This window comes from Stenotrophomonas sp. YJH_SMC_29 (assembly GCF_059371235.1).
Map to the genome: position 1 here is coordinate 122,636 of NZ_JCAFUK010000009.1, position 19,557 is coordinate 142,192.

At 66.8% G+C, this 19,557-nt stretch carries 22 protein-coding genes and 1 tRNA gene; 16 read left to right on the forward strand and 7 right to left on the reverse strand.

The genetic code is table 11. The features are described 5' to 3' along the window. Positions 1-29 precede the first annotated feature (29 nt). Positions 30-455 (reverse strand): organic hydroperoxide resistance protein, encoded by a 426-nt coding sequence (locus AC5P9I_RS11840; protein ID WP_005411948.1) that lies wholly within the window; start codon positions 453-455, stop codon positions 30-32. A 111-nt stretch (positions 456-566) separates the two neighbouring features. Beyond that, positions 567-1,523: a cation diffusion facilitator family transporter gene (locus AC5P9I_RS11845; RefSeq protein WP_049466253.1), complete on the reverse strand. Its 957-nt coding sequence runs from the start codon at positions 1,521-1,523 to the stop codon at positions 567-569. Positions 1,524-1,712: 189 nt separating this feature from the next. On the opposite strand from AC5P9I_RS11845, the gene AC5P9I_RS11850 reads away from it, so the two are divergent. From AC5P9I_RS11850 to AC5P9I_RS11875, 6 genes are all read left to right on the forward strand, one after another. Then, positions 1,713-2,306 (forward strand): lysozyme inhibitor LprI family protein, encoded by a 594-nt coding sequence (locus AC5P9I_RS11850; protein WP_049466234.1) that lies wholly within the window; start codon positions 1,713-1,715, stop codon positions 2,304-2,306. Positions 2,307-2,331: 25 nt separating this feature from the next. Next, positions 2,332-4,728, forward strand: coding sequence for a VgrG-related protein (locus AC5P9I_RS11855; protein ID WP_495217385.1), 2,397 nt, complete (start codon positions 2,332-2,334; stop codon positions 4,726-4,728). Positions 4,729-4,817: 89 nt separating this feature from the next. Beyond that, on the forward strand, positions 4,818-5,849 hold the full coding sequence (gene dusA / locus AC5P9I_RS11860; RefSeq protein WP_049466229.1) for a tRNA dihydrouridine(20/20a) synthase DusA: 1,032 nt from the start codon (positions 4,818-4,820) through the stop codon (positions 5,847-5,849). A gap of 213 nt (positions 5,850-6,062) precedes the next feature. After that, entirely contained in the window at positions 6,063-6,437 is a 375-nt protein-coding gene (locus tag AC5P9I_RS11865; RefSeq protein ID WP_053504938.1) for a hypothetical protein, read from the forward strand. A 73-nt stretch (positions 6,438-6,510) separates the two neighbouring features. Continuing rightward, on the forward strand, positions 6,511-7,194 hold the full coding sequence (locus AC5P9I_RS11870; protein WP_004136763.1) for a response regulator transcription factor: 684 nt from the start codon (positions 6,511-6,513) through the stop codon (positions 7,192-7,194). A gap of 25 nt (positions 7,195-7,219) precedes the next feature. Beyond that, complete coding sequence (locus AC5P9I_RS11875) at positions 7,220-8,644, forward strand: ATP-binding protein (protein WP_049466224.1); 1,425 nt, start codon at positions 7,220-7,222, stop codon at positions 8,642-8,644. Positions 8,645-8,729: 85 nt separating this feature from the next. Here the strand turns inward: AC5P9I_RS11875 and AC5P9I_RS11880 are convergent, their stop codons facing one another. Both AC5P9I_RS11880 and AC5P9I_RS11885 read right to left on the reverse strand, forming a co-directional pair. After that, positions 8,730-9,521 (reverse strand): M90 family metallopeptidase, encoded by a 792-nt coding sequence (locus tag AC5P9I_RS11880; protein ID WP_187756894.1) that lies wholly within the window; start codon positions 9,519-9,521, stop codon positions 8,730-8,732. Continuing rightward, positions 9,488-9,772: a hypothetical protein gene (locus AC5P9I_RS11885; RefSeq protein WP_014645622.1), complete on the reverse strand. Its 285-nt coding sequence runs from the start codon at positions 9,770-9,772 to the stop codon at positions 9,488-9,490. Before AC5P9I_RS11885 ends, AC5P9I_RS11880 begins: the two co-directional genes overlap by 34 nt. 144 nt (positions 9,773-9,916) lie before the next feature. On the opposite strand from AC5P9I_RS11885, the gene birA reads away from it, so the two are divergent. From birA to AC5P9I_RS11915, 6 genes are all read left to right on the forward strand, one after another. Continuing rightward, the gene (birA, locus tag AC5P9I_RS11890) at positions 9,917-10,882 is read left to right on the forward strand and encodes a bifunctional biotin--[acetyl-CoA-carboxylase] ligase/biotin operon repressor BirA (RefSeq protein WP_049466222.1); all 966 of its coding nucleotides are present in this window, start codon (positions 9,917-9,919) and stop codon (positions 10,880-10,882) included. After that, positions 10,879-11,610, forward strand: a complete 732-nt coding sequence (locus AC5P9I_RS11895) for a type III pantothenate kinase (protein WP_049466220.1) — start codon at positions 10,879-10,881, stop codon at positions 11,608-11,610. Before birA ends, AC5P9I_RS11895 begins: the two co-directional genes overlap by 4 nt. Positions 11,611-11,619: 9 nt before the next feature. Beyond that, the gene (locus tag AC5P9I_RS11900) at positions 11,620-12,474 is read left to right on the forward strand and encodes an SPOR domain-containing protein (RefSeq protein ID WP_049466218.1); all 855 of its coding nucleotides are present in this window, start codon (positions 11,620-11,622) and stop codon (positions 12,472-12,474) included. 40 nt (positions 12,475-12,514) lie between these two features. After that, positions 12,515-12,590, forward strand: a tRNA-Thr gene (locus tag AC5P9I_RS11905). Between the two features lie 520 nt (positions 12,591-13,110). Continuing rightward, the gene (locus tag AC5P9I_RS11910; protein WP_130768376.1) at positions 13,111-13,347 is read left to right on the forward strand and encodes a hypothetical protein; all 237 of its coding nucleotides are present in this window, start codon (positions 13,111-13,113) and stop codon (positions 13,345-13,347) included. Further along, positions 13,347-14,126 carry a hypothetical protein gene (locus tag AC5P9I_RS11915; RefSeq protein ID WP_130768377.1) on the forward strand — a complete coding sequence of 260 codons (780 nt, stop codon included), beginning with the start codon at positions 13,347-13,349 and terminating at the stop codon, positions 14,124-14,126. Before AC5P9I_RS11910 ends, AC5P9I_RS11915 begins: the two co-directional genes overlap by 1 nt. 245 nt (positions 14,127-14,371) lie before the next feature. Here the strand turns inward: AC5P9I_RS11915 and AC5P9I_RS11920 are convergent, their stop codons facing one another. After that, positions 14,372-14,776, reverse strand: coding sequence for a hypothetical protein (locus AC5P9I_RS11920; RefSeq protein WP_049466216.1), 405 nt, complete (start codon positions 14,774-14,776; stop codon positions 14,372-14,374). 599 nt (positions 14,777-15,375) lie between these two features. Between AC5P9I_RS11920 and AC5P9I_RS11925 the strand changes: the two genes are divergently transcribed. After that, the gene (locus AC5P9I_RS11925; protein ID WP_130768378.1) at positions 15,376-16,146 is read left to right on the forward strand and encodes a DUF3011 domain-containing protein; all 771 of its coding nucleotides are present in this window, start codon (positions 15,376-15,378) and stop codon (positions 16,144-16,146) included. 71 nt (positions 16,147-16,217) lie between these two features. On the opposite strand, the gene AC5P9I_RS11930 is transcribed toward AC5P9I_RS11925, so the two are convergent. Next, positions 16,218-16,667 (reverse strand): hypothetical protein, encoded by a 450-nt coding sequence (locus AC5P9I_RS11930; RefSeq protein ID WP_049466211.1) that lies wholly within the window; start codon positions 16,665-16,667, stop codon positions 16,218-16,220. Between the two features lie 275 nt (positions 16,668-16,942). Between AC5P9I_RS11930 and rocF the strand changes: the two genes are divergently transcribed. From rocF to AC5P9I_RS11945, 3 genes are all read left to right on the forward strand, one after another. Continuing rightward, positions 16,943-17,863 carry an arginase gene (gene rocF / locus AC5P9I_RS11935; RefSeq protein WP_049466209.1) on the forward strand — a complete coding sequence of 307 codons (921 nt, stop codon included), beginning with the start codon at positions 16,943-16,945 and terminating at the stop codon, positions 17,861-17,863. A gap of 160 nt (positions 17,864-18,023) precedes the next feature. After that, positions 18,024-18,161: an entericidin A/B family lipoprotein gene (locus tag AC5P9I_RS11940; protein WP_014035659.1), complete on the forward strand. Its 138-nt coding sequence runs from the start codon at positions 18,024-18,026 to the stop codon at positions 18,159-18,161. A 203-nt stretch (positions 18,162-18,364) separates the two neighbouring features. After that, the gene (locus AC5P9I_RS11945) at positions 18,365-18,586 is read left to right on the forward strand and encodes a CsbD family protein (protein ID WP_004153772.1); all 222 of its coding nucleotides are present in this window, start codon (positions 18,365-18,367) and stop codon (positions 18,584-18,586) included. A 76-nt stretch (positions 18,587-18,662) separates the two neighbouring features. Here the strand turns inward: AC5P9I_RS11945 and AC5P9I_RS11950 are convergent, their stop codons facing one another. Beyond that, positions 18,663-19,463 carry a hypothetical protein gene (locus tag AC5P9I_RS11950; protein ID WP_130768379.1) on the reverse strand — a complete coding sequence of 267 codons (801 nt, stop codon included), beginning with the start codon at positions 19,461-19,463 and terminating at the stop codon, positions 18,663-18,665. Positions 19,464-19,557 lie beyond the last annotated feature (94 nt).

The window sequence follows — 19,557 nt, forward strand, 5'->3', positions numbered from 1 at the left end:
CAACGCGAAAGGGCTCTGACCCCGTTGCATCAGGCCACGACCAGCGTCACGTCGATGTTGCCGCGGGTGGCGTTGGAGTACGGGCACACGATGTGCGCCTTCTGCACCAGTTCTTCCACCTGCTCGCGCGGCACGCCCGGCACGTTGATGGTCAGCTCGGCCTCGATGCCGAAGCCGGTCGGGATCTGGCCGATGCCGACCTTGCCAGTGACGGTGGTGTCGGCCGGCAGCGCGACCTTGGCCTGGCCGGCCACGAACTTCAGCGCACCCAGGAAGCAGGCCGAGTAGCCAGCGGCGAACAGCTGTTCCGGGTTGGTGCCCGGGCCACCGGCGCCGCCCAGCTCGCGCGGGGTCGACAGCTGGATGTCCAGCACGTTGTCGGAGGAGACGGAACGGCCTTCGCGGCCGCCGGTGGAGGTGGCCTGGGCGGTGTACAGAACCTTTTCGATGGACATCGGGATGCTCCTGGTCAGTGGGTGGGTGTTGCGTTGGAGCCTACTTTGCCCGCTTTCCGCGTACGTTGGGTTGCAACGCGTACGAAAAACTTGATCGATCGTCCTGTTGGCCTAGATCGTCCATTCGCGGTCGGTGGTGAACATGATGGTCAGCCAGCGGTCGGGCGAGGCTTCGCCCAGCGCATCGCCGATCTCGTCGCGCAGCCGGTCCCATTCCACCAGCGGCCGCGGCGGGTCGTCCTCGCGCACCACGAAGAACAGTTCGATCTGTTCGCCACGCCCCACCTGGGCCACGTAGCTGCGGTGCTCGACGAAGCCATGCTTGGCCACGATCGCGCGTGCCACCGCGTCCACGTGCGCCTGCAGTTCCGGCGGAGTGACCAGCAGGATGCCGGCCAGCGCCCGGCGCACGGTACCGAGCGGGGCGATCATCACCAGCACGCAGACGAAGGCAAGGATGGCCGGGTCGATGTACGGCCCGACCCAGGCCAGCGAGGTGCCGCGCACCAGCACGCCGCCGAGGAAGGCCAGCAGATAGCAGGCCGACATGCTGGCGGCGATCACCCAGTTCTTCGCGTCCAGCGCGATGAACTCCGAACCGATGCGGCGGTTGGCGCGCAGGATGAACCCGGCCAGCGCACCTTCGCCAACGATCGACAAGCCGGCGAAGGCGATGGCCGGGCCGAGCGCGATGTGGCGGCCGCCGGACATCAGCGCATCCACCGCGTTGACCAGCGCATACAGCGCCGCCCCGATCATCAGCGTGCCGCTCACCCCCAGCACGATCGGCTCCAGGTGCCAGAAGCCCATGGTGAAGCGCTGGTTGAGCCGCGACTGCAGCGCGTCGGTGCTGGTTGAAAGCGCGATCAGACGCGCGACCAGCAGCGACAGCCAGGTCATCACCACATCGATCAGGCCGTAGATGCCATCGAAGATGATCAGCGAGGAATTGGCCAGAAGACCGAATACCACCGCAGCGGCAGCCAGCAGCAATGAGGCGGCGATGGACAGGCGCAGTACGCCCTGTTCGGTGGTGGAGTCGAAGAACTGCGGACGATCGGCGGCCATGGAGCGATTGTAGAGCGCCGCCGCGCCCCCGCGCGGGACCGGGCCAAAGCGGCTGCGATCGGGTGCACACATTCTGAATTCAGTCAGGCATCTGAAATCCGCGCTGACGTAGCATGCAGTTCCCGATGGGGCCGATGGACGGCTTCGCGTTGACGGGCCACGTGCCTGGATGCCAAGGAGATGCAAGCAATGCAGGGAACGAATCACCTTTCAGCGGCCCCCCGCGAAACGTTCGGTAAGGCCGCAGCCATCGCGTTTGCGTTGGCACTGAGCCTCAGCCTGGCAGCATGCCAGGCCAAGAACCCGCAGGCGGATACGACGCATGCGCCTGCTGCGGCCGCGCCTGCCACTGCATCGGCGCCGGCCACTGCAGAGCCTGCACGTGCTGCACCTGCCACGACAGCGACGGACGCCGATGACGAAGACATGCCACCCCGGCGCCCGGATGATTCCTACAACAAGGCCACGTTGCGGCCGCAGTACGCCACGTGCGTGAACTCCAGCGGCGGCGAGACCCCCGCACTGCAGGCGTGTGGCGATGAGGAGCTTGCCTGGCAGGAGCAGCGGCTCGAGCAGGCCTTCATGAAGATCGTCGACGGCCCCGATGGCAAGGACAAGGACAGGCTGATGGACGAGCAGGCGGCCTACATGTCGGATACCAATCGCTACTGCAGCTGGAACCCTGCCGAAGACGGGCAGGGACAGATGCTGGACGCGCAGTCCTGCCGGATCAATCGCACGGCCAACCGTGCCGATGTGCTGCAGGCACTGACCTCGAAGTAATTCCCCCGCCAAGGAGTGCAGGACGATGGATGTTGTGACCCAGGCAAAGCAGGCGATGGACCGCTGGCATCGCGGCCAGACGTCGGCGCATTTCGAAACCGGCGGTCGCGGCCCCGGCCACGTGTCCACCGGCAGGGGCGACCACGGTGGCGTGTCGTATGGCAGTTACCAGTACGCGACCAATGTGGGTGGCGTGGACGAGTACATCGCTGCATCGCGTTACGGCAACCGCTTCCATGGCCTGCAGGCGGGGACCCCGGCTTTCACCGAACGCTGGAAGGAGGTGGCGGCTGCCGACCCGGCAGGCTTTGCCAGGGACCAGCACGACTTCATCCAGCACAAATACTATGACGTGCAGATGGGGCGTCTGAAGGATGTGGGCATCGATCTTTCCGGACGCGGTGCGGCCGTGCAGGATGCGCTGTGGAGCACCTCGGTGCAGTACCGCGGCATGACCCGCTCGGTGTTCCAGAAGGGTCTCCAGCACGCCTACGGCGAAGACTTCAAGCTGGCTGAGCTGAGTGACGAGCAGATTGTCCGCGCGGTGCAGGACTACAAGCACGCCAACGTGCAGTCGCACTTCCAGAGCTCGCCGACCCTGTGGGATTCGCTGCGTGACCGCGCGCTCACCGAGAAGACCGCGCTGGTCGGGTTGGCGCGCTACGACCAGGTCAACCGCAATCCCGAGGCCTACCAGGGCAAGGACTACCAGCAGGCGTTCGGTGAGCCCGAACCCGGACAGCGTGGCCAGCGTGCGGCGGTGGCGGCGATGGCCGACGGCGTGCTGACCCCGGGCGAGCGTGGGGCCGAGGTCCAGGCCCTGCAGGCCAAGCTGATCCAGGCGGGCCATACCGGCCGCAACGGGCAACCGCTGGCGGCCGATAGCCACTACGGTGCCAATACCGAGCATGCGGTGCGCGCGTTCCAGCAGGCCCACGGGCTGACCGTCGACGGCAAGGCCGGCCGGGAGACCCTGCAGGCCCTGGATGCCGCAGTACGCGGGCACATGCCGGTGCAGCCCGCAGCGCCGACCGCCCCGGCAGGCACTGCGACGCCTGCACCCGCAACCGCGCGTGAGCCCGATACCGCCCCTGCGCCCGGTGGCCAGCGCATCGTCGTGGTCGAACCCTTTGGCAACGGCAGCAGCAACCGCACACTGCGCCATGGCACCAGTGGCGAGGACGCTTATCGCGAGTTGAAGATCCATCACCCCAACACCAATGCCGAGGCCGTGCGCACCGGCAATGCCGCCAAGGCTGACCGGCCGTCGGCCATGGTCGAGGGCGAACTGGAAACCGTGCGGACCCGCGGTGATCGCAACGGCATCCCGCTGGTGCACAAGGATCTGATCCTGAGCAATGCGCGCGGCGACCGGGAGGTGATGATTCCCAATCCGGTCGCCGGGTATGTCCAGGTCAACAATGACAAGTGGAACTCGATCAGCATCTGGAGCCACCCGGCCGGTCATCCGCAGCGCGAACTGGTGGGGCAGGTACTACACGGCGCCCGTGGCACCACGCCCTACAAGACCGGTGATTTCGTCGAGTACGGTGCACCCCTGATCCGCCAGTCCGACGCCGGTACCCCGGGTGCCGTGCATGCACATATCGAGCTCGAGCCCGATCAGTACCGCAGGTTCCTGGGCGACATGCTCAACGACCGCATCACCCTGGGCGGCAAGGTCCACGCGCAGGGCCCCGAAGCGGCGCAGGCCGCGCGCAACGCACAACAGGCACCGATGGCCGATGGTGTGCTCAAGCAGGGCGAACGTGGTGATGAGGTCAAGGCACTGCAGGGCAAGCTGGCGGCGCTGGGCTACGCGGGGGCCGACGGCAAGCCGCTGCATGCCGATGGCGTGTATGGCAAGGACACGGTCGCAGCGGTGAAGCAGTTCCAGGCCAACAACGGTCTCGACGACGATGGCAAGGCAGGCCGGAAGACCCTGGCGCAGGTCGACGCCCCCAACGCGGTGAAGGCCAGCACCCCGCCGGCAGTACCGGGTCGGGCCGAACCGGCGGCGCCGGCCAGCATGCGCGACCCCGGGCATGCCGACCACGCGCGCTTCGGCCAGGCCCTGGACAAGCTGCAGGCGCTGAAGCAGCAGCGCGCCCAGGCCGGCCTGAAGCCGCTGTTCGCCAATCCGCAGGAGGCCGAGCGTGCGGCCGGCCAGTTGGCCTACGAGAGCAAGGTGTCCGGCATGCGCCAGATCGACCACGTCGTGGCCCGCCCCGATGGCACCGGCCTGTTCGCAGTGCAGGGCGAGCTGGGCGATCCGGCCGCGCAGCGGACCTTCGTCGACCGCCAGCAGGCGGTATCGCACTCGGTCGAGGCCAGCAGCCGGCAGAGCGAGGCGTTGGACAGCCAGTTCAACCCGCGTACGCAGGAACAGCAGCAGGAACAGGTGCGCAACCGCGGGCTGTAAGCCCTGCGCGTCCCTGGGGCCGGTCGACCGGTCCCAGGGCCACCCGCCGCCATTCAGCCGGTCGGTGTAAACTATTGATCTCACTGGCAATGCCAGTCTCTGCGATCACTAGCCCGATGACGTCCGCCGCCGCCCGTTACGCCGATTCCCTGCGCCTGTCCGTTGCCCCGATGATGGACTGGACGGACCGCCATTGCCGCGTATTCCACCGCGTGTTGGCGCCCGGCGTGCGCCTGTACACGGAGATGGTGCACGCCAACGCAGTCATCCACGGTGATCGCGAACGCCTGCTCGGCTTCGACCGCAGCGAACTGCCGCTGGCGCTGCAGCTGGGCGGCAGCGACCCGGCGCTGCTGGCGCAGGCTGCGCGCATCGCGGCGGAGTGGGGCTACGACGAGGTCAATCTCAACTGCGGCTGCCCGTCCGACCGCGTGCAGGCCGGCCGCTTCGGCGCCTGCCTGATGCGCGAACCGGTGCTGGTGGCCGAGTGCGTGGCGGCAATGGTCGATGCCGCTCAGATCCCGGTGACGGTGAAGTGCCGCCTGGGCGTGGACGAGGACAACGATTACGACGTGTTCGCCGCCTTCGTCGACCGCCAGGTCGCCGCCGGCGCGGCGATGGTGGTGGTGCACGCGCGCAACGCGTGGCTGAAGGGCCTGTCGCCGAAGGAGAACCGCGAGGTTCCGCCACTGAAGTACGACTGGGCCTACCGCCTGAAGCAGGAGCGCCCGGCGCTGCCGGTGGTCCTCAATGGGGGCCTGGCCAGCATCGAGGCGGTACAGGCGCAGGCTGCGAACGTCGATGGCGTGATGCTGGGCCGCGCGGCCTACCACGACCCCTACCTGCTGCATCAGCTGGAGGCGCTGCAGACCGGCGCTCCGCTGCAGCCTCGCGGCGATCTGCTGCGCGCGCTGCGCCCCTACGTGGAAGCGCGCCTGGACGAAGGCCTGGCGCTGAAGCACATCACCCGCCATCTGCTCGGCCTGTTCCACGGCCAGCCCGGTGGCCGCGCATTCCGCCAGGTGCTGAGCGAAGGCGCGCACCGTCCGGGTGCCGACTGGGGCCTGGTCGAACAGGCGCTGGCGGTCACGGAGCGTGACGCGGATCGTGCCGCAGCGTGACCGCAGTCACATTCCTGACTTGTCACCGCGCGGCAATTGGTCCCGAATGTTCACCTAGCTGAACATCATGAGGTCGGGACCGGAAAAGTTCAGACCGGATTCACTGCCTCAAACCAAGAATTTGCAAAGGATTTGTAAAAGGCCGGGTCCCGAACCCGGCATCCGGATTCACGACTTTTGAACGAATCGCCGTGCTCGGCTAGGATCGCATCGATGTCTTCCGCTCCCCTTCATTGCCGCATTGCCCTGGCCACGTGCGTGGTGCTGGCGGCCGCGCCGCTGTCGTCGGCGCTGGCGCAGCAGCCGACGCGTGGCGAGCAGGGGCGTGCAGAGATGATGGAGCGGGGCGAGCGCGGCAACCGTGGCGACGAACGTTCGCTGTCCGATGCCGTGCGCCGCGTGCAGCGCACCACCGGTGGCCACATCCTCGGTGCCGAGCGCGTGCCGTTCGATGGTCGTGACATCAACCGGGTGAAATACATGGACGACCGGGGCCGGGTCCGCTACATGGACGACCCCGCCCCGTCGCGTTCACAGCCGCGCACGCCGCGGTCGGATATGTCATCACTACGCGGCGATAACCCCTGAACAGGGATAGTCGTCGCTATCAACCCGTACCCCACTGGCCTCCGGGCCACACCCAGGACACTAGGGAGAGTTCATGCGTATCCTTCTGGTCGAAGACGAAGCCCCGCTGCGTGAGACCCTGGCAGCCCGGCTCAAGCGCGAAGGCTTTGCCGTCGATGCTGCGCAGGACGGCGAGGAAGGCCTCTACATGGGGCGCGAAGTTCCGTTCGATGTCGGCATCATCGACCTCGGCCTGCCCAAGATGTCGGGCATGGAGCTGATCAAGGCCCTGCGTGACGAAGGCAAGAAGTTCCCGGTGCTGATCCTGACCGCGCGTTCGAGCTGGCAGGACAAGGTCGAGGGCCTGAAGCAGGGCGCCGACGATTACCTGGTCAAGCCGTTCCACGTCGAAGAGCTGCTGGCCCGCGTCAACGCGCTGCTGCGCCGCGCCGCTGGCTGGAGCAAGCCGACCCTGGAATGCGGCCCGGTCGCCCTGGACCTCGCCGCCCAGACCGTCAGCGTGGCCGGCAGCAATGTCGACCTGACCAGCTACGAGTACAAGGTGCTGGAGTACCTGATGATGCATGCCGGTGAACTGGTCTCCAAGGCCGACCTCACCGAGCACATCTACCAGCAGGACTTCGACCGCGACTCGAACGTGCTGGAAGTGTTCATCGGCCGCCTGCGCAAGAAGCTGGACCCGGATGGCGAACTGAAGCCGATCGAGACCGTGCGCGGCCGCGGCTACCGTTTCGCGATTCCGCGCAACGAGGGCTGAGCCGGCTCACCCTGGCGCTTACACGATGTCCGGCCGTCTGTGGTTCTTCCGACGCTGGCGGCCGCGCTCACTGCAGGCGCGCCAGATGCTCGCCGCGTCCGTGGGCCTGGTGGCGTTCCTGGCTCTGGCCGGTTACGCGCTCGACGCCGCCTTCGCCGACACGGCGAAGGCGAACCTGCGTGAGCGCCTGAAGAACTACGCCACCTCCTACGCGGCCGGCATCGACTTCACCCGCGACCGCTCGCTGTACATCCGCGAGCAGCCGCCGGATTCCCGCTTCGACGTGCCCGGCAGTGGCCTGTACCTGCAGGTAGTGATGCCGCACGGCAAGGGCAATTCGATGTCCGCCGAAGGCCCGATGCTGCCCACCGTCGGCGGCGGCCTGCTGGCACCGCGCCAGGAGGTGTTCGAAGGCCCGCTGCCGATGATCCAGATCGATGGCAGCCAGGGCTCGGTGTACCGCTACGGCCTGGGCCTGGTGTGGGGCGCCGACGCCGATCCTGCCACCGAATTCCCGTACACCATCTATGTGATGGAAGACTCGCGCGCGCTGGGTGCCCAGCTGCGCGTGTTCCGTGGCCGCGTCTGGTTCTACCTGGGCGGCATCGGCCTGATCCTGCTGCTGCTGCAGACCGTCATCCTGCAGTGGAGCCTGCGCCCGTTGCGCCGGGTGATCACCGAGCTGACCAAGGTGCAGCGCGGCGAGACCGAGCGCATGAGCGAGCGCCACCCGCGCGAGCTGGAACCGCTGACCGACAGCATCAACGCTTTCATCGAAAGTGAGCGCGAGAACCTCGAGCGCCAGCGCAACACCCTGGCCGACCTGGCGCACAGCCTGAAAACGCCGATCGCGGTGTTGCGCACGCAGATGGACAGCGGTGCCGGCGACGGCGCGCTGCGCGAAGAACTGGACGTGCAGTTGCAGCGCATGAACAACCTGGTTTCGTACCAGCTGGCGCGCGCGGCCTCGTCGGGCCACAAGCTGTTCTCCGCGCCGCTGCCGATCGAGTCCAACGCCGAGGAAATCGTGCGTGGCCTGGAGAAGGTCTATGCCTCCAAGGGTGTGCTGTGCGAATTCGATATCGATCCGGCCGCACGCTTCCACGGCGAACCGGGCGACCTGCAGGAACTGCTCGGCAACCTGCTGGAGAACGCCTTCAAGTGGGCCAACCGCCGTGTGCTGCTGACCGCGCAGCCGCTGCCGGCGCCGAACGCGCGCCGCGCCGGCCTGCTGCTGGCGGTGGACGATGATGGCCCGGGCATCGCCCCGGACGACATCGGCAAAGTACTGCAGCGCGGCGTGCGTGGCGACGAGCGCGTGCAGGGCCACGGCATCGGGCTGTCGATCGTGCAGGACCTGATCAAGGATTACCGCGGCGAACTGGCCGTGGGCCGTTCGGCCGAACTGGGCGGCGCCCGCTTCGAAGTGCGCTTGCCCACAGGGCCGTAAACCGCGTTGATCGGTAGTGCCGGCCGCTGGCCGGCAACCAGGCCATGCCATCGAAGAGCATGAGGGTGCCGGCCAGCGTCCGGCACTACCGTATTGCGATGCTGGGCGGCTCGCCGTAGAACCGCCGCAGCTGCGCGGCCACCTCCGGCAACGCTTGCTGCAGCAGATCCGGTGCCGAGAAGTGGTACTCGCTGGCCACCGCGAAGAACTCCTCCGGCGCCTCGGCCGCATACGGATCGATCAGGGTGTCTTGGCCAGCGTCCACCTGCGCGCAGAAGGCATCGTAGGCGCGCTGGAACGTGGCCGCCCACTCGCGCTGCCACGCACGCGGCAGCGGCGGCGTGCCATCCATCGCCCCATCAAGCGCATCCAGCTTGTGCACCATCTCGTGCACCGCCACGCAGTAGCCCTCGTGCGGCGCCGCCAGGTCGGCCTGCACATCGGCCCAGGACAGGATCAACGGGCCGCTGTCCCACGACTCGCCGATCAGCTCGTCATCCCACTCGTGCAGCACGCCGGCCGCATCCATGTGGCTGCGGTGCACGCGGAACGCATCGGGGTAGACGATCAACTGCGACCAGCCCTCCAGCCCCACTTCGCCGAACTCCAGCAGCGGCAGGCAGCACAGCGCGGCCAGCAGCACGCCGTCGCCGGCCTGCAACTGCAGCTCACCGATCGGGGTAATGGTCTTCTCATGCAGGAAGCGCGTGGCCAGCACGCGCAGGCGCGCACGGCGTTCGTCGTCCAGTCCGTGCAGCCAGGCCGCGCGGCGGCAGGCGTGTTCCCACAGTGCATCGTCGATCGGCCGCGGCGCAGGCCGCAGCCACTGCAACAACGACTTGATCAGCGGAACATTCCCGGCAGGTAGCTGTGCCACTTCGGCGCACGGATGCGCTGCAGCACGTCGTCGTCGCTGCCGCCGCCCCCGGTGCTGGTGGCACTGCTGGCCGCAGGGCGTACCGGTGCCGGCTTGGTGGTCGCAGCCGAGGCGGTCGCGGTCGGCGCGCGCTGCGAGGCGGCATCACCGTTGGAGGACACGCAAGCGCCGCGGCTGTCGTCCAGCGCTGCCGTCGCAGACGCCGCGAAGGGCATCATCAGCAGGATCAGGCAATGGGCATAACGGCGCATTGACGACATCCACGTTAAGGGAGGGTGAGTTCCCGATTCTAGCCCGAACCCGGCGCCCCGTTGGAAGCCCCCGCAGAACCCAGCGTGGCGGGCGTCGCTGGCGGCTTTCCCGCATAATTCCCGCCTGACTTCGTGGAAGCTGCCGTGGACGATCGCCAATTGCTGGCCAAACTCGCTGCCGGTCGCCTGTCCGGCGACGCCCTGGCCCGTGAGCTGGGCCAGACCCGGGCGGCTATTTGGAAGCGTATTCAAGGGCTTAGGGCCGCCGGTGTGGATGTCGAGGGCCGTGCCGGCGAGGGCTATGGCCTGACCCGCCCGGTTGACCTGCTGGACCCGGCGGCGATCCGTGCTGGCCTGCCCGCCGACGCCCAGGCGCTGCTGCACGACCTGCAGGTGGCCTGGACGGTGGACTCGACCAATGCCGAATTGCTGCGGTGCAGCGCGCCCCAGCGCGGGGTCAGCGTGCTGCTGGCCGAACGCCAGACCGGTGGCCGCGGCCGTCGTGGCCGTACTTGGGCCTCGCCGCTGGCCGCCCATGTCTACCTGTCGGTGCTGCGGCTGTTCTCCGGAGGCCTCGGCCGCCTGGCCGGCCTGAGCCTGGTGGCCGGCATCGCCGTGGCCGAAGCGCTGCACGATCTGGGCTACACCCAGGCGCAGCTGAAGTGGCCGAACGACCTGCTGGTCGATGGCCGCAAGCTGGTTGGCCTGCTCGCAGAAGGCGGCGGTGAGTACGCCGGCCCGGCGCGCGCGGTGATCGGCATCGGCATCAACACGCACATGCCGCCGTCGTTCGCCGAGCAGATCAGCCAGCCGTGGGTGGACCTGGACACCCTGGCCGGCAAGCCGGTGGACCGCAACGTGGTCGTTGCCGCCGTGCTGGCCCGTCTGCTGCCGGCGCTGGAGGAATTCGATCGTGAAGGTCTTGCTCCGTTCCTGCCGCGCTACGCCGCCTTCGACATGCTGGCCGGCCGCGAGGTGCGGGTGGAACTGGATGGGCAGTGGCAGCATGGCACCGCACTCGGCCTGGCCGATGACGGCGCGTTGCGCGTGCGCATCGATGGCCGTGAGCGTCTGCTGCACGCCGGCGAAGTCAGCGTGAGGGCGGCATGAGCGATTGGTTGTTCGACCTCGGCAACTCGCGCTTCAAGTTCGCGCCGTTGCAGGGTGACCGTGCCGGTGACGTGCAGGCCTGGGCGCATGGTGCCGAAGGCATGGCCGGGCAGCCACCGCACAGCCTGCCCAGCGGCCGCACCGCGTTCGTGGCCAGCGTGGCCGCACCGTCGCTGACCAGCGCCATGCTGGACCAGCTGCAGCGCCGCTTCGAGCAGGTGCATGTGGTGCGAACCAGCGCCGAATGCGCCGGCGTCCGCATTGCCTATGCCAAGCCTGAAAAGTTCGGCGTCGACCGCTTCCTGGCCCTGCTGGCCGCAGCCAAGGCGCAGCGCCCGGTGCTGGTGGTCGGCGTGGGCACCGCACTGACGATTGACCTGCTCGACGCCGACGGCCAGCACCACGGTGGCCGCATTTCCGCATCGCCCACCACCATGCGCGAGGCATTGCACGCCCGTGCGGTGCAGCTGCCGGCCACTGGCGGCGACTACAGCGAGTTCGCCAACGACACCGCCGATGCGTTGGCCTCCGGTTGCGATGGCGCCGCGGTGGCGCTGATTGAACGCAGCGCACAGCACGCGCACACGCTGTTGGGCGTAGCACCGTCGCTGCTGGTGCACGGCGGCGGCGCACCGGCGCTGATGCCGTTGCTGCCCGGCGCCGACTACCACCCCTCGCTGGTGCTGGATGGCCTCGCCCGCTGGGCGGTGCACCAGCCCGCAGGCTAGTATCCGCGCATGCTGACCCGTGCCCTGATCGTCGTACTGGCCATCCTCAACCTTGGCGTCGCCTGCTGGTGGCTGCTGCGCGATGCACCACAGAAGCCTGCGCCGCCACTGCAACCCGCGGGCGTGGCCGAGCTGCGCTGGGTGCCCGGTGGCGTGGATGCCAATGCCGCAGCCGAGGCCACCGCCGCCGCTCCGACAGCACCGCTGATGGAGCGCGAACCGGCTGCGAAGACCGCGGTGGCTGCGACGCCTGCGCCCGCGCCGGCCGTGCCGGCCCAGCCGGAAGTTTCCAAGCCGCAGGTGGCTGAGGCTGCGCCGGTTGCTGCCGCTGCCAAGCCGGCACCACCGCCTGCACCTGGTCCGGCCCCGGAAACGCCCGTAACCCCGCCCGCAGCCGCTGAGCCGCCGCGCTGCGTCGCGCTGGGCCCGTTCGCCGACCGCGCCGCCGCGAGCAGCGCGCAGGGCAAGGCCGGCACGCTGCTCAGCCAGGTGCGCCTGCGCGAACAGCCCGCTGCCAGCGGCAGTGCCCGTTACCGGGTGATGCTGCCGGCCGCCGCCAACCGCGACGAAGCGCAGGCCACCGTGAAGCGCATCGTCGCCGCCGGCCTGAGCGACTACTACATCATCAGCCAGGGCGAGGACGCCAACGCCGTGGCGCTGGGCCAGTACCGCAACCGCGAAGGCGCCGAGCGGCGCATGGCGGCGGTGCAGGCCGCCGGCTTCCAGCCGCGCCTGGTCGCCAGCGGCGACGCCGGCCAGTGGTGGCTGGAAGGGCAGCTGGCGGCGGGCACGCAGCCGGCCCAGGCCCAGCAGCGCAGCGGGGCGGCACAGAGCCGGTCGCTGGAATGCGCGCGGTTGCGCTAGAATCCCCGGACCGCGGCGCTGCCGCCGGTGCACCACCCATGCCGCTTTAGCTCAGTTGGTAGAGCAACTGTCTTGTAAACAGTAGGTCATCCGTTCGATTCGGATAAGCGGCACCACTCGGGAAGTGCCGAAACGCCTTGAAAACAGGGGTTTCAACGAAAAAGGCCAGCGCGGTGCGCTGGCCTTTTTACGTCTACCCTCCGGCACGGAGTGATCGTAGCAAGCTGCGCTGAGCTGATCGTGCCGGCTGTGCTGGAATTTGCGTACGCCCAGTCAACGCACAAGCCGACGGTCCTGGCCCCTCATGGCTCACATGTTTCGCTTCATTACCAACGCTTCTTCTGTGCAAGATTATTCCATCTGCGTATGTCTGACGGTAGAAATTGGGACTGTCATTCCGATCTAAAAGATCATGTGTTGCCTCAGGCAGCCCGGCATGCTATGGAAATACTCGCAGGGGATAATCGAGAAAATGGAGTTCTTATGAAAAGAAGGATCTTATCGTCGCTAGGAATTGCTATAGGGTTGGTCTCAGGGCCTTCGCTAGCAGATGTCGGCACGCTCAGCCGCGCGAACTGCGTAGGCCCGCTCCAGGTAAATGAGTCTGTAACCTACGACAGACCGCAACTCAGAACTATGATCGGGTTTGCCACCAGCGTTCACACGCAGCTTGGAAATGTCGAGCCTTTGCATGCGCCGCTTTTTAGTGATTCAGCGCCGTCCTGGCGACACTATGCAGGGGACACTGGTGATGGCGGAACCGTCCTTGTTGCAGGCACCCACGGCTGGCGAATCTACGACGACGATGGGAATATCGTCGAGGAAGGCTATCGCGAGACCAGCGCAACCGATTGCAATCTCACGGAATGGTAATGAACATGAAATATATAAGCTTGCCCATTTTGACGGCCGTCCTCCTGTCTCCTGCATATGCCCAGGAAGCTGAAACGGTTGCGCGGAAACCTGGCATATCCGTCGATGAGAATGAAACATCCGCGTGGATGCGCCAAACCTTTGAGAAGCGCCAGGCAGAGAACAAGCAGCGAGGGCACCGGCGCCTGACCCATGACGAATTGCTTGAGCTTGTTTCGCTGAAGGATTACAACGCCTCAGTACAGGAAAAGAACCGTATCGTCAGTGGAATTCAATTGCGTAGTGCGGGGCCTTTGCAGGTCGAGGAAGGAACGCTGCCTTCTGCATCTGAGATTGCGACGGGATTCCGTACAAGAATTCGCAGCGGTACCGAACTTAAAGAAAAGCTCTCCTACGTTCCGGCTGATCTCTCTCGCTCTCCGGTCGGGCCGGCAGAACTATTGAGGATCGAGCCTACAGGAACAATCAGCAATGGCAAGTCAACCGGGCTGATCCGTACCTACTTGCTCCCCGGGTCGGGAGTTCTTGTCGTATCGGAAGATGATTACGTCGCGTCACAGACCAGAATAACTCTGATCAGGGAAACGCTAAATGCCAACGTAAATGGAATTCCGGCGAGGGCGTACTCTGCCATGTCGAAAGATGGGAGGGGAAAGGCGGAGCTGCGCTGGGTTACGCCCAACCGCTCGTACTGGCTGACGTTTATCACCGATGACTCAACACAGCTCCAGTCTGGAGAAATGCTCCTTCGGCAGGTTGCGCAGAGTATCAGTATGTAGACGGGGGAATGGAGGGTGGTTGCGTGGCATCGCTCATGGCCCGCGTCGAGGTGAGCATCACGCCATGAGAATGTTCCGTATCCGTGCCTGTCCTCTTCAACCACCGCGCTGCAGGATGCAGCAACGTGATGAAGCCAATGGGCGTCCACTGAGAACGCGGACCCCCTTGCTGATCAACCAGCTGGTGCTCTCAATCATTGATTCCAAGCCGCCGGCCTGAAGCTGTCCTGGTGATTGAGACGTACTCACCCCGCCCGCCCCTGCAACGCTACATACTCCGCCAGCCCCCGGCAGGCCAGCATCAGCCCTTCGCGCGTGCCATCGCCGATATCGTCCTTCTCTTCCCCGTCCACGCGCACGCGCTCGGCGGCGTGGTACAGCTCCAACAGCGACACCAAACCCACCGCAGCGCGATCCCGGCGGGCGGCGGCCACCGCCTGGCCGGGTGTGCTGGCGGGCCCCGCCCACGGCTGTCCATCGGCGGCATCACCGGCGCGGATGCGCTGCAGGCAGCTGGGCAGGTTGATGGACACAGGCGCTTCGTTCGCAGCGGCGAAAGCGGCTTCCAATGGCTGCGCCAGTTCGGGCGGCAGGCGCAGGGCGGCCTCGCCGAGGGTGGCGGTCAGGTACGGGTGGTAGGGTCTGGACATGCGGGCATCCTCGGCAGGAACAGAGATGCCACCGGAGAAGGGTGGCGGGCGATACGTGGTTTCCAATCCCGGGACTGAATGAGCCGGTGGGCACGAAGCCCCCACGCACCGCCCGCCGTCGATCGGCGAACGGATTGCCAGCCGGCGCCGCACCTGGGAAGGACGACGCCGGCTGGCAAGCGTATACAGCTTTCAGTCTTCGGGTTGGAAATCCCGGCCACCTCGCTGAAGGTGGCGATTCATCATGCGCAGGCGAGATCCCCGCCTGCCAGTCGTTTGTTTCGATGGCATCGGGCGATCTGAAAGGAAAAATGAATTATCGCGTTTGGCCTGTTTCGAGCAGCGTAATGCCAGAAGCGACAGTTCGCGCAGTGCCGCAAACCACGATACATCCGGCTGTGCCATTGCTGTCGCACGGCACATCGCGGCCCACGACGTAAAGCTGGCTTAACCGCCCCGGCAGGGCTCCAAGAGCACCCTAGCAGACCTGAATCCCCCACGCGTGTCACCGGGTTCTTGATATTCCTCACGGACAGGCCGCAGCGCCCCACCGCATACTGCCGCCACACGCCCACCCTGGGCCCCCTCGGGATCCGCACATGCGTCGCCACGCCATGTCGCTCACCGTCGCACTGGTGTCCACCGCTTTCGTGGCCCCGGCCATGGCCGCGGTGCCGTTCTTCAACGCCAGCTGCCCGGGCGGCATCGACGTGCACGCCGACGAAGGCGGCCCGGTCTACGTGCAGGGCCGCGAGGCGGCGCTGAAACGCTTCAACGACCGCTACGTCGAAGCACGCGATGCCAATAGCGGCATCACGTTGTCGATCAGCAGCAGCGAGGACGGCACGCCCCAGATCAGCTATACCGGCCGTGGCGGCGCCAATGGCATCTGCCAGGTCAGTACTCGCGGCACACCCGCGCCCGCCGCAAGTGGCGCGCAATCTCACGACGCCGCCGGTGGCGATGCCGCGCTACCGCGCGAAGTCACCTGCGAATCCACTGACGAGCAGCAGGTGTCGTGCGATCTGAATACTCGCGGCAATGTGGAAATCGTGCGCCAGCTCAGCCGCACCCGCTGCGAGGAAGGCAAGAACTGGGGCCTGTCGCGGCACTCGGTGTGGGTCAATGGTGGATGCCGCGCGGTGTTCCGCAACGTGTCTTCGGTGACCACCCCGGCGCCGGCGGGCGATACCGCGCTGGGCGCCTGCAATATGCGCAAGGGCGCTCAGGGCGCACTGGTCACCCAGATGCCGGTGGGCAGCGATTACCAGGAACTGATCATCGATTATCCCGATGGCCGTTTCCTGTGCATGATGCGCAACAGCGACCAGGTACAAAGCCTGACGCCGGTTCGCCACCGCGGCGGTTGACGCGCAACGGCACATTTGGCGTTGGCGTATGTCCGGAACGGGGCAACGCAGCACGCATTGCCCCTGTCCCGCTATTGCTGATTCACCGGGTCATTGCCCTTCTTGTAGGAGTACCCGGTGACATCCCAGCCGCCGCCATGGCCGGATGAGGGTTCCACCCAGGTGAATTCCCACGTCTGGATGGAGCCATCGGGAAGCAGGTTCTCCACCCGGTAGATCTCACCGGGAATGCCCTGCTCCGGCAGCTTTCCGGGAATCGATCCGTCCGCGCGTGCAGACGCGCGCCCTACGGAGAACGCCCGCCGTTCCACCTGTACGTTGCCGTAGCCCTGCGGGGCGAACGTCGGCTTTACCCGCTGCGCCACCCAGTCGAGCACTTCGCGTGCGCCCGCCGTCTGCATGGGATACGCGTCGGTGGTCACCGTATGCGTGATGCGTTGCGAGGAGGCACTGGCCGCTGCCGGAATCAGTCCGCCCAAGGCAATTGCCAGTACCGCGAGTCCATTGAGTGCATGTTTCATGCGCGTGGTGCTCCATGATCGAGGAAGTGAGGCGGCACCTTCAGGGTGCCTGCGCAGGGTGGAGACAACGGCAGCCTAGCGTAAGAGGCGAATCCGACCGGGATGTGAGGTGGATCGCGGAAGGTCCAATTCCTGACCACTCAGCGTTGAAATACCTGACCGGATACGGCTGCCACGCCGCGGCGATCTGGCCCATGCCCTGCTGCACCGCCGCGAGTGGTGTCACACAGCTCTGGCTAGACTGTGCTTCTTTTTCCGCACCGCAGGAGGCACCCATGGCCCATCCCATTTCCGTATCCCTGATTGGCGTTCCCACCGATGTCGGTGCGGGCCATCGCGGTGCACGGCTGGGGCCGGAGGCGCTGCGCGTGGCGGGCCTGCCGGAGGCACTGGAAGCGCGCGGTGTGGACGTCCGTGACGTGGGCAACCTGGATGGCCCGCGCAACCCGTGGACTGCGCCGGTGCAAGGCTACCGCCACCTTGATGAGGTGGTGGCCTGGAACCACGCATTGATGGAAGCCAGCTACGCCGAACTGCAGGCCGGCCGCATGCCCATCATGCTCGGCGGCGACCACTGCCTGGGCATCGGTTCGATCACCGCCGTCGCGCGGTGGTGCCGCGAGCAGGGGAAGAATCTGCGCGTGCTGTGGCTGGATGCGCATTCGGACTTCAATACCAGCGATGTCACCCCGTCGGGCAACATCCACGGCATGCCGGTGGCCTGCCTGTGCGGCCTCGGCCCGGACGCGCTGACCCACCTGGGCGGCAGCGCCCCGGCGATCACCCCGGCGCAGATGCACCAGATCGGCATCCGCTCGGTGGACCCGGAGGAAAAGCGCCTGATCAAGACCCACAAGGTCGATGTGTACGACATGCGCTACATCGACGAAAACGGCATGAAGCGCGCGGTGGAAGCGGCGCTGGCCGGCATCGATGAGAACACCCACCTGCATGTCAGCTTCGACGTCGACTTCCTCGACCCAAGCATCGCACCGGGCGTGGGCACCACGGTGCCGGGCGGGGTGAACTACCGCGAGGCGCAGCTGGTGATGGAGATGATCGCCGACACCGGGCGGATGGGATCGCTGGACATCGTCGAGCTCAACCCCTTGCTGGACAAGCAGAATGCCACCGCCGAACTGGCCGTGGACCTGGTCGAAAGCCTGTTCGGCAAGTCCACCCTGATGCGCGACTGAGGGCCTGGGCTGAACGGATCGCTGGTCCGTTCACACCCGCTCCACGCCGCTGCCGCCAGATTGCACGTCACGCGGCGGCGGTGGCAGTGCGCCCTCCCGCCGAGCGACAGAACCCCATCCGCGAATGAAGCGGTGTAGCGGCGAACCCAAGGAGAAGCCCATGAAGCGCGTAGTTGCCCTGATGCTGTTGTCGATGTTCTCGGTGGCCCTGCTGGCCGGCTGCAATACCGTTGCCGGTGCCGGCAAGGACGTGCAGAAGGCCGGTGAAAAGGTTGAGGACGCCGCCAAGGGCAAGTGAGCCCGGCGCGGGTTGGAAAACGAGAAGGCCGGGGATTTCCCCGGCCTTTTTTCTGCGCGGCGTCCGCTGCACGAGTGTCGAAGCGGAGTGAACCATTCAAGCAGGTGAGCATGCATTTCATTGCGGGTTGACCGCTGCTCAACAGCCGTTGCGGGAAGCTGCAACCACGGTAAGAACGCCGTTGCAACCAAGGACTCCCAGCAATGAACAAAGACATCATTTCCGGCAAGTGGTCGCAGCTGAAGGGCAAGGCGCAGGCCAAGTGGGGCGATCTGACCAACGACGACTTCGACGTGGCCGAAGGCAATGCCGAGTATCTGGCCGGCCGCCTGCAGGAACGTTATGGCTGGGCCAAGGACCGCGCTGAGAAGGAAGTCCGTGAGTTCCAGGACGCAGTGAGCAAGGACTATCCGGATTACAAGTAAGCGCTGACCGCTTACCCCCCACAGCACGACGCCCGCACCGTGAGGTCGCGGGCGTTGTGTTGTCTGGGCCGGGCGATCAGCGCGCCGGCGGGTCCGGGACGTAGTGGTTGGGGAAGGCCTGCGGTTCGCGCGGCAGGCGCGAGGGCGAGTCCACCAGGATGCCGCGCGCACGCAGGTTGCGGGCGCTGTCGTAGCGCAGCTGCAGCACCTGGGCCGGGCTGCGGCTGGCGCGCTCGAAGTCGGTGTCGCGCACCGAGGACTGTTCGCGCGCACCGTGGCCGGTACCCAGCGCCGGGGCCTGCGATCTGCTGGCATGGCCGTCGATGCGGCTGGCACTGGCATCGGCGGCCGCTTCGGCCTGAGCGGCCGGCGCCGGCAATGGCAGGCCACGGCGCAGGATGGGCTCGGGGCGCCAGCGACGTGCCTCTTCGAACACCGCCACGCCGACCACGCCGATGTTGTCCGGGCGGCCGGTGCGGCTGGCATAGCTGCCGCTGGGGCTGCTGAACACGAACTGCGCTACTTCGTCCTGGCTCTTGCGCCAGCCGGTGATGTCGGCGCGCTGGCCGGGATTGAGCACGTAGCCGGTCTGCGAGGGATCGGCATCCTCGCCGGAGATGGCGTTGATGCCGTCCACCGACAGCACCACCAGCACCCGGCGCGGGCTGTCGTTGTACAGGCGCACGGCGTAGCGGTGGCCGCGCTCGCCGGCCACCCAGCGCTGGCCGTCAGCGGGGTAGCTGCGCAGTTCGGTACCGCGGTCGCGGTCGACCAGGGTCATGCGCACCGGGCCGCCTTCGTAGGCCGGCGGCGGCGGCGGTGCCGGGCGGAAGCCGGCCAGGGGCAGGATCAGCAGCAGGGGCAGCAGGCGTTTCATCGGGCGTCTCCAGCGGGGTTGGGTGAATGAACGCGCCGCCGGCCCTGACGGGGTTGGCCGCCGGCACGGTAAACTGGCCCCGTTCATCGAAGGT

Coding starts and splice junctions, on each gene's coding strand:
- AC5P9I_RS11840 (WP_005411948.1), bottom strand. CDS start 455: ATGTCCATCGAAAAGGTTCTGTACACCGCCCAGGCCACCTCCACCGGC.
- AC5P9I_RS11845 (WP_049466253.1), bottom strand. CDS start 1,523: ATGGCCGCCGATCGTCCGCAGTTCTTCGACTCCACCACCGAACAGGGC.
- AC5P9I_RS11850 (WP_049466234.1), top strand. CDS start 1,713: ATGCAGGGAACGAATCACCTTTCAGCGGCCCCCCGCGAAACGTTCGGT.
- AC5P9I_RS11855 (WP_495217385.1), top strand. CDS start 2,332: ATGGATGTTGTGACCCAGGCAAAGCAGGCGATGGACCGCTGGCATCGC.
- dusA (WP_049466229.1), top strand. CDS start 4,818: ATGCCAGTCTCTGCGATCACTAGCCCGATGACGTCCGCCGCCGCCCGT.
- AC5P9I_RS11865 (WP_053504938.1), top strand. CDS start 6,063: ATGTCTTCCGCTCCCCTTCATTGCCGCATTGCCCTGGCCACGTGCGTG.
- AC5P9I_RS11870 (WP_004136763.1), top strand. CDS start 6,511: ATGCGTATCCTTCTGGTCGAAGACGAAGCCCCGCTGCGTGAGACCCTG.
- AC5P9I_RS11875 (WP_049466224.1), top strand. CDS start 7,220: ATGTCCGGCCGTCTGTGGTTCTTCCGACGCTGGCGGCCGCGCTCACTG.
- AC5P9I_RS11885 (WP_014645622.1), bottom strand. CDS start 9,772: ATGCGCCGTTATGCCCATTGCCTGATCCTGCTGATGATGCCCTTCGCG.
- AC5P9I_RS11895 (WP_049466220.1), top strand. CDS start 10,879: ATGAGCGATTGGTTGTTCGACCTCGGCAACTCGCGCTTCAAGTTCGCG.
- AC5P9I_RS11900 (WP_049466218.1), top strand. CDS start 11,620: ATGCTGACCCGTGCCCTGATCGTCGTACTGGCCATCCTCAACCTTGGC.
- AC5P9I_RS11910 (WP_130768376.1), top strand. CDS start 13,111: ATGATCGGGTTTGCCACCAGCGTTCACACGCAGCTTGGAAATGTCGAG.
- AC5P9I_RS11915 (WP_130768377.1), top strand. CDS start 13,347: ATGAACATGAAATATATAAGCTTGCCCATTTTGACGGCCGTCCTCCTG.
- AC5P9I_RS11920 (WP_049466216.1), bottom strand. CDS start 14,776: ATGTCCAGACCCTACCACCCGTACCTGACCGCCACCCTCGGCGAGGCC.
- AC5P9I_RS11925 (WP_130768378.1), top strand. CDS start 15,376: ATGCGTCGCCACGCCATGTCGCTCACCGTCGCACTGGTGTCCACCGCT.
- AC5P9I_RS11930 (WP_049466211.1), bottom strand. CDS start 16,667: ATGAAACATGCACTCAATGGACTCGCGGTACTGGCAATTGCCTTGGGC.
- rocF (WP_049466209.1), top strand. CDS start 16,943: ATGGCCCATCCCATTTCCGTATCCCTGATTGGCGTTCCCACCGATGTC.
- AC5P9I_RS11940 (WP_014035659.1), top strand. CDS start 18,024: ATGAAGCGCGTAGTTGCCCTGATGCTGTTGTCGATGTTCTCGGTGGCC.
- AC5P9I_RS11945 (WP_004153772.1), top strand. CDS start 18,365: ATGAACAAAGACATCATTTCCGGCAAGTGGTCGCAGCTGAAGGGCAAG.
- AC5P9I_RS11950 (WP_130768379.1), bottom strand. CDS start 19,463: ATGAAACGCCTGCTGCCCCTGCTGCTGATCCTGCCCCTGGCCGGCTTC.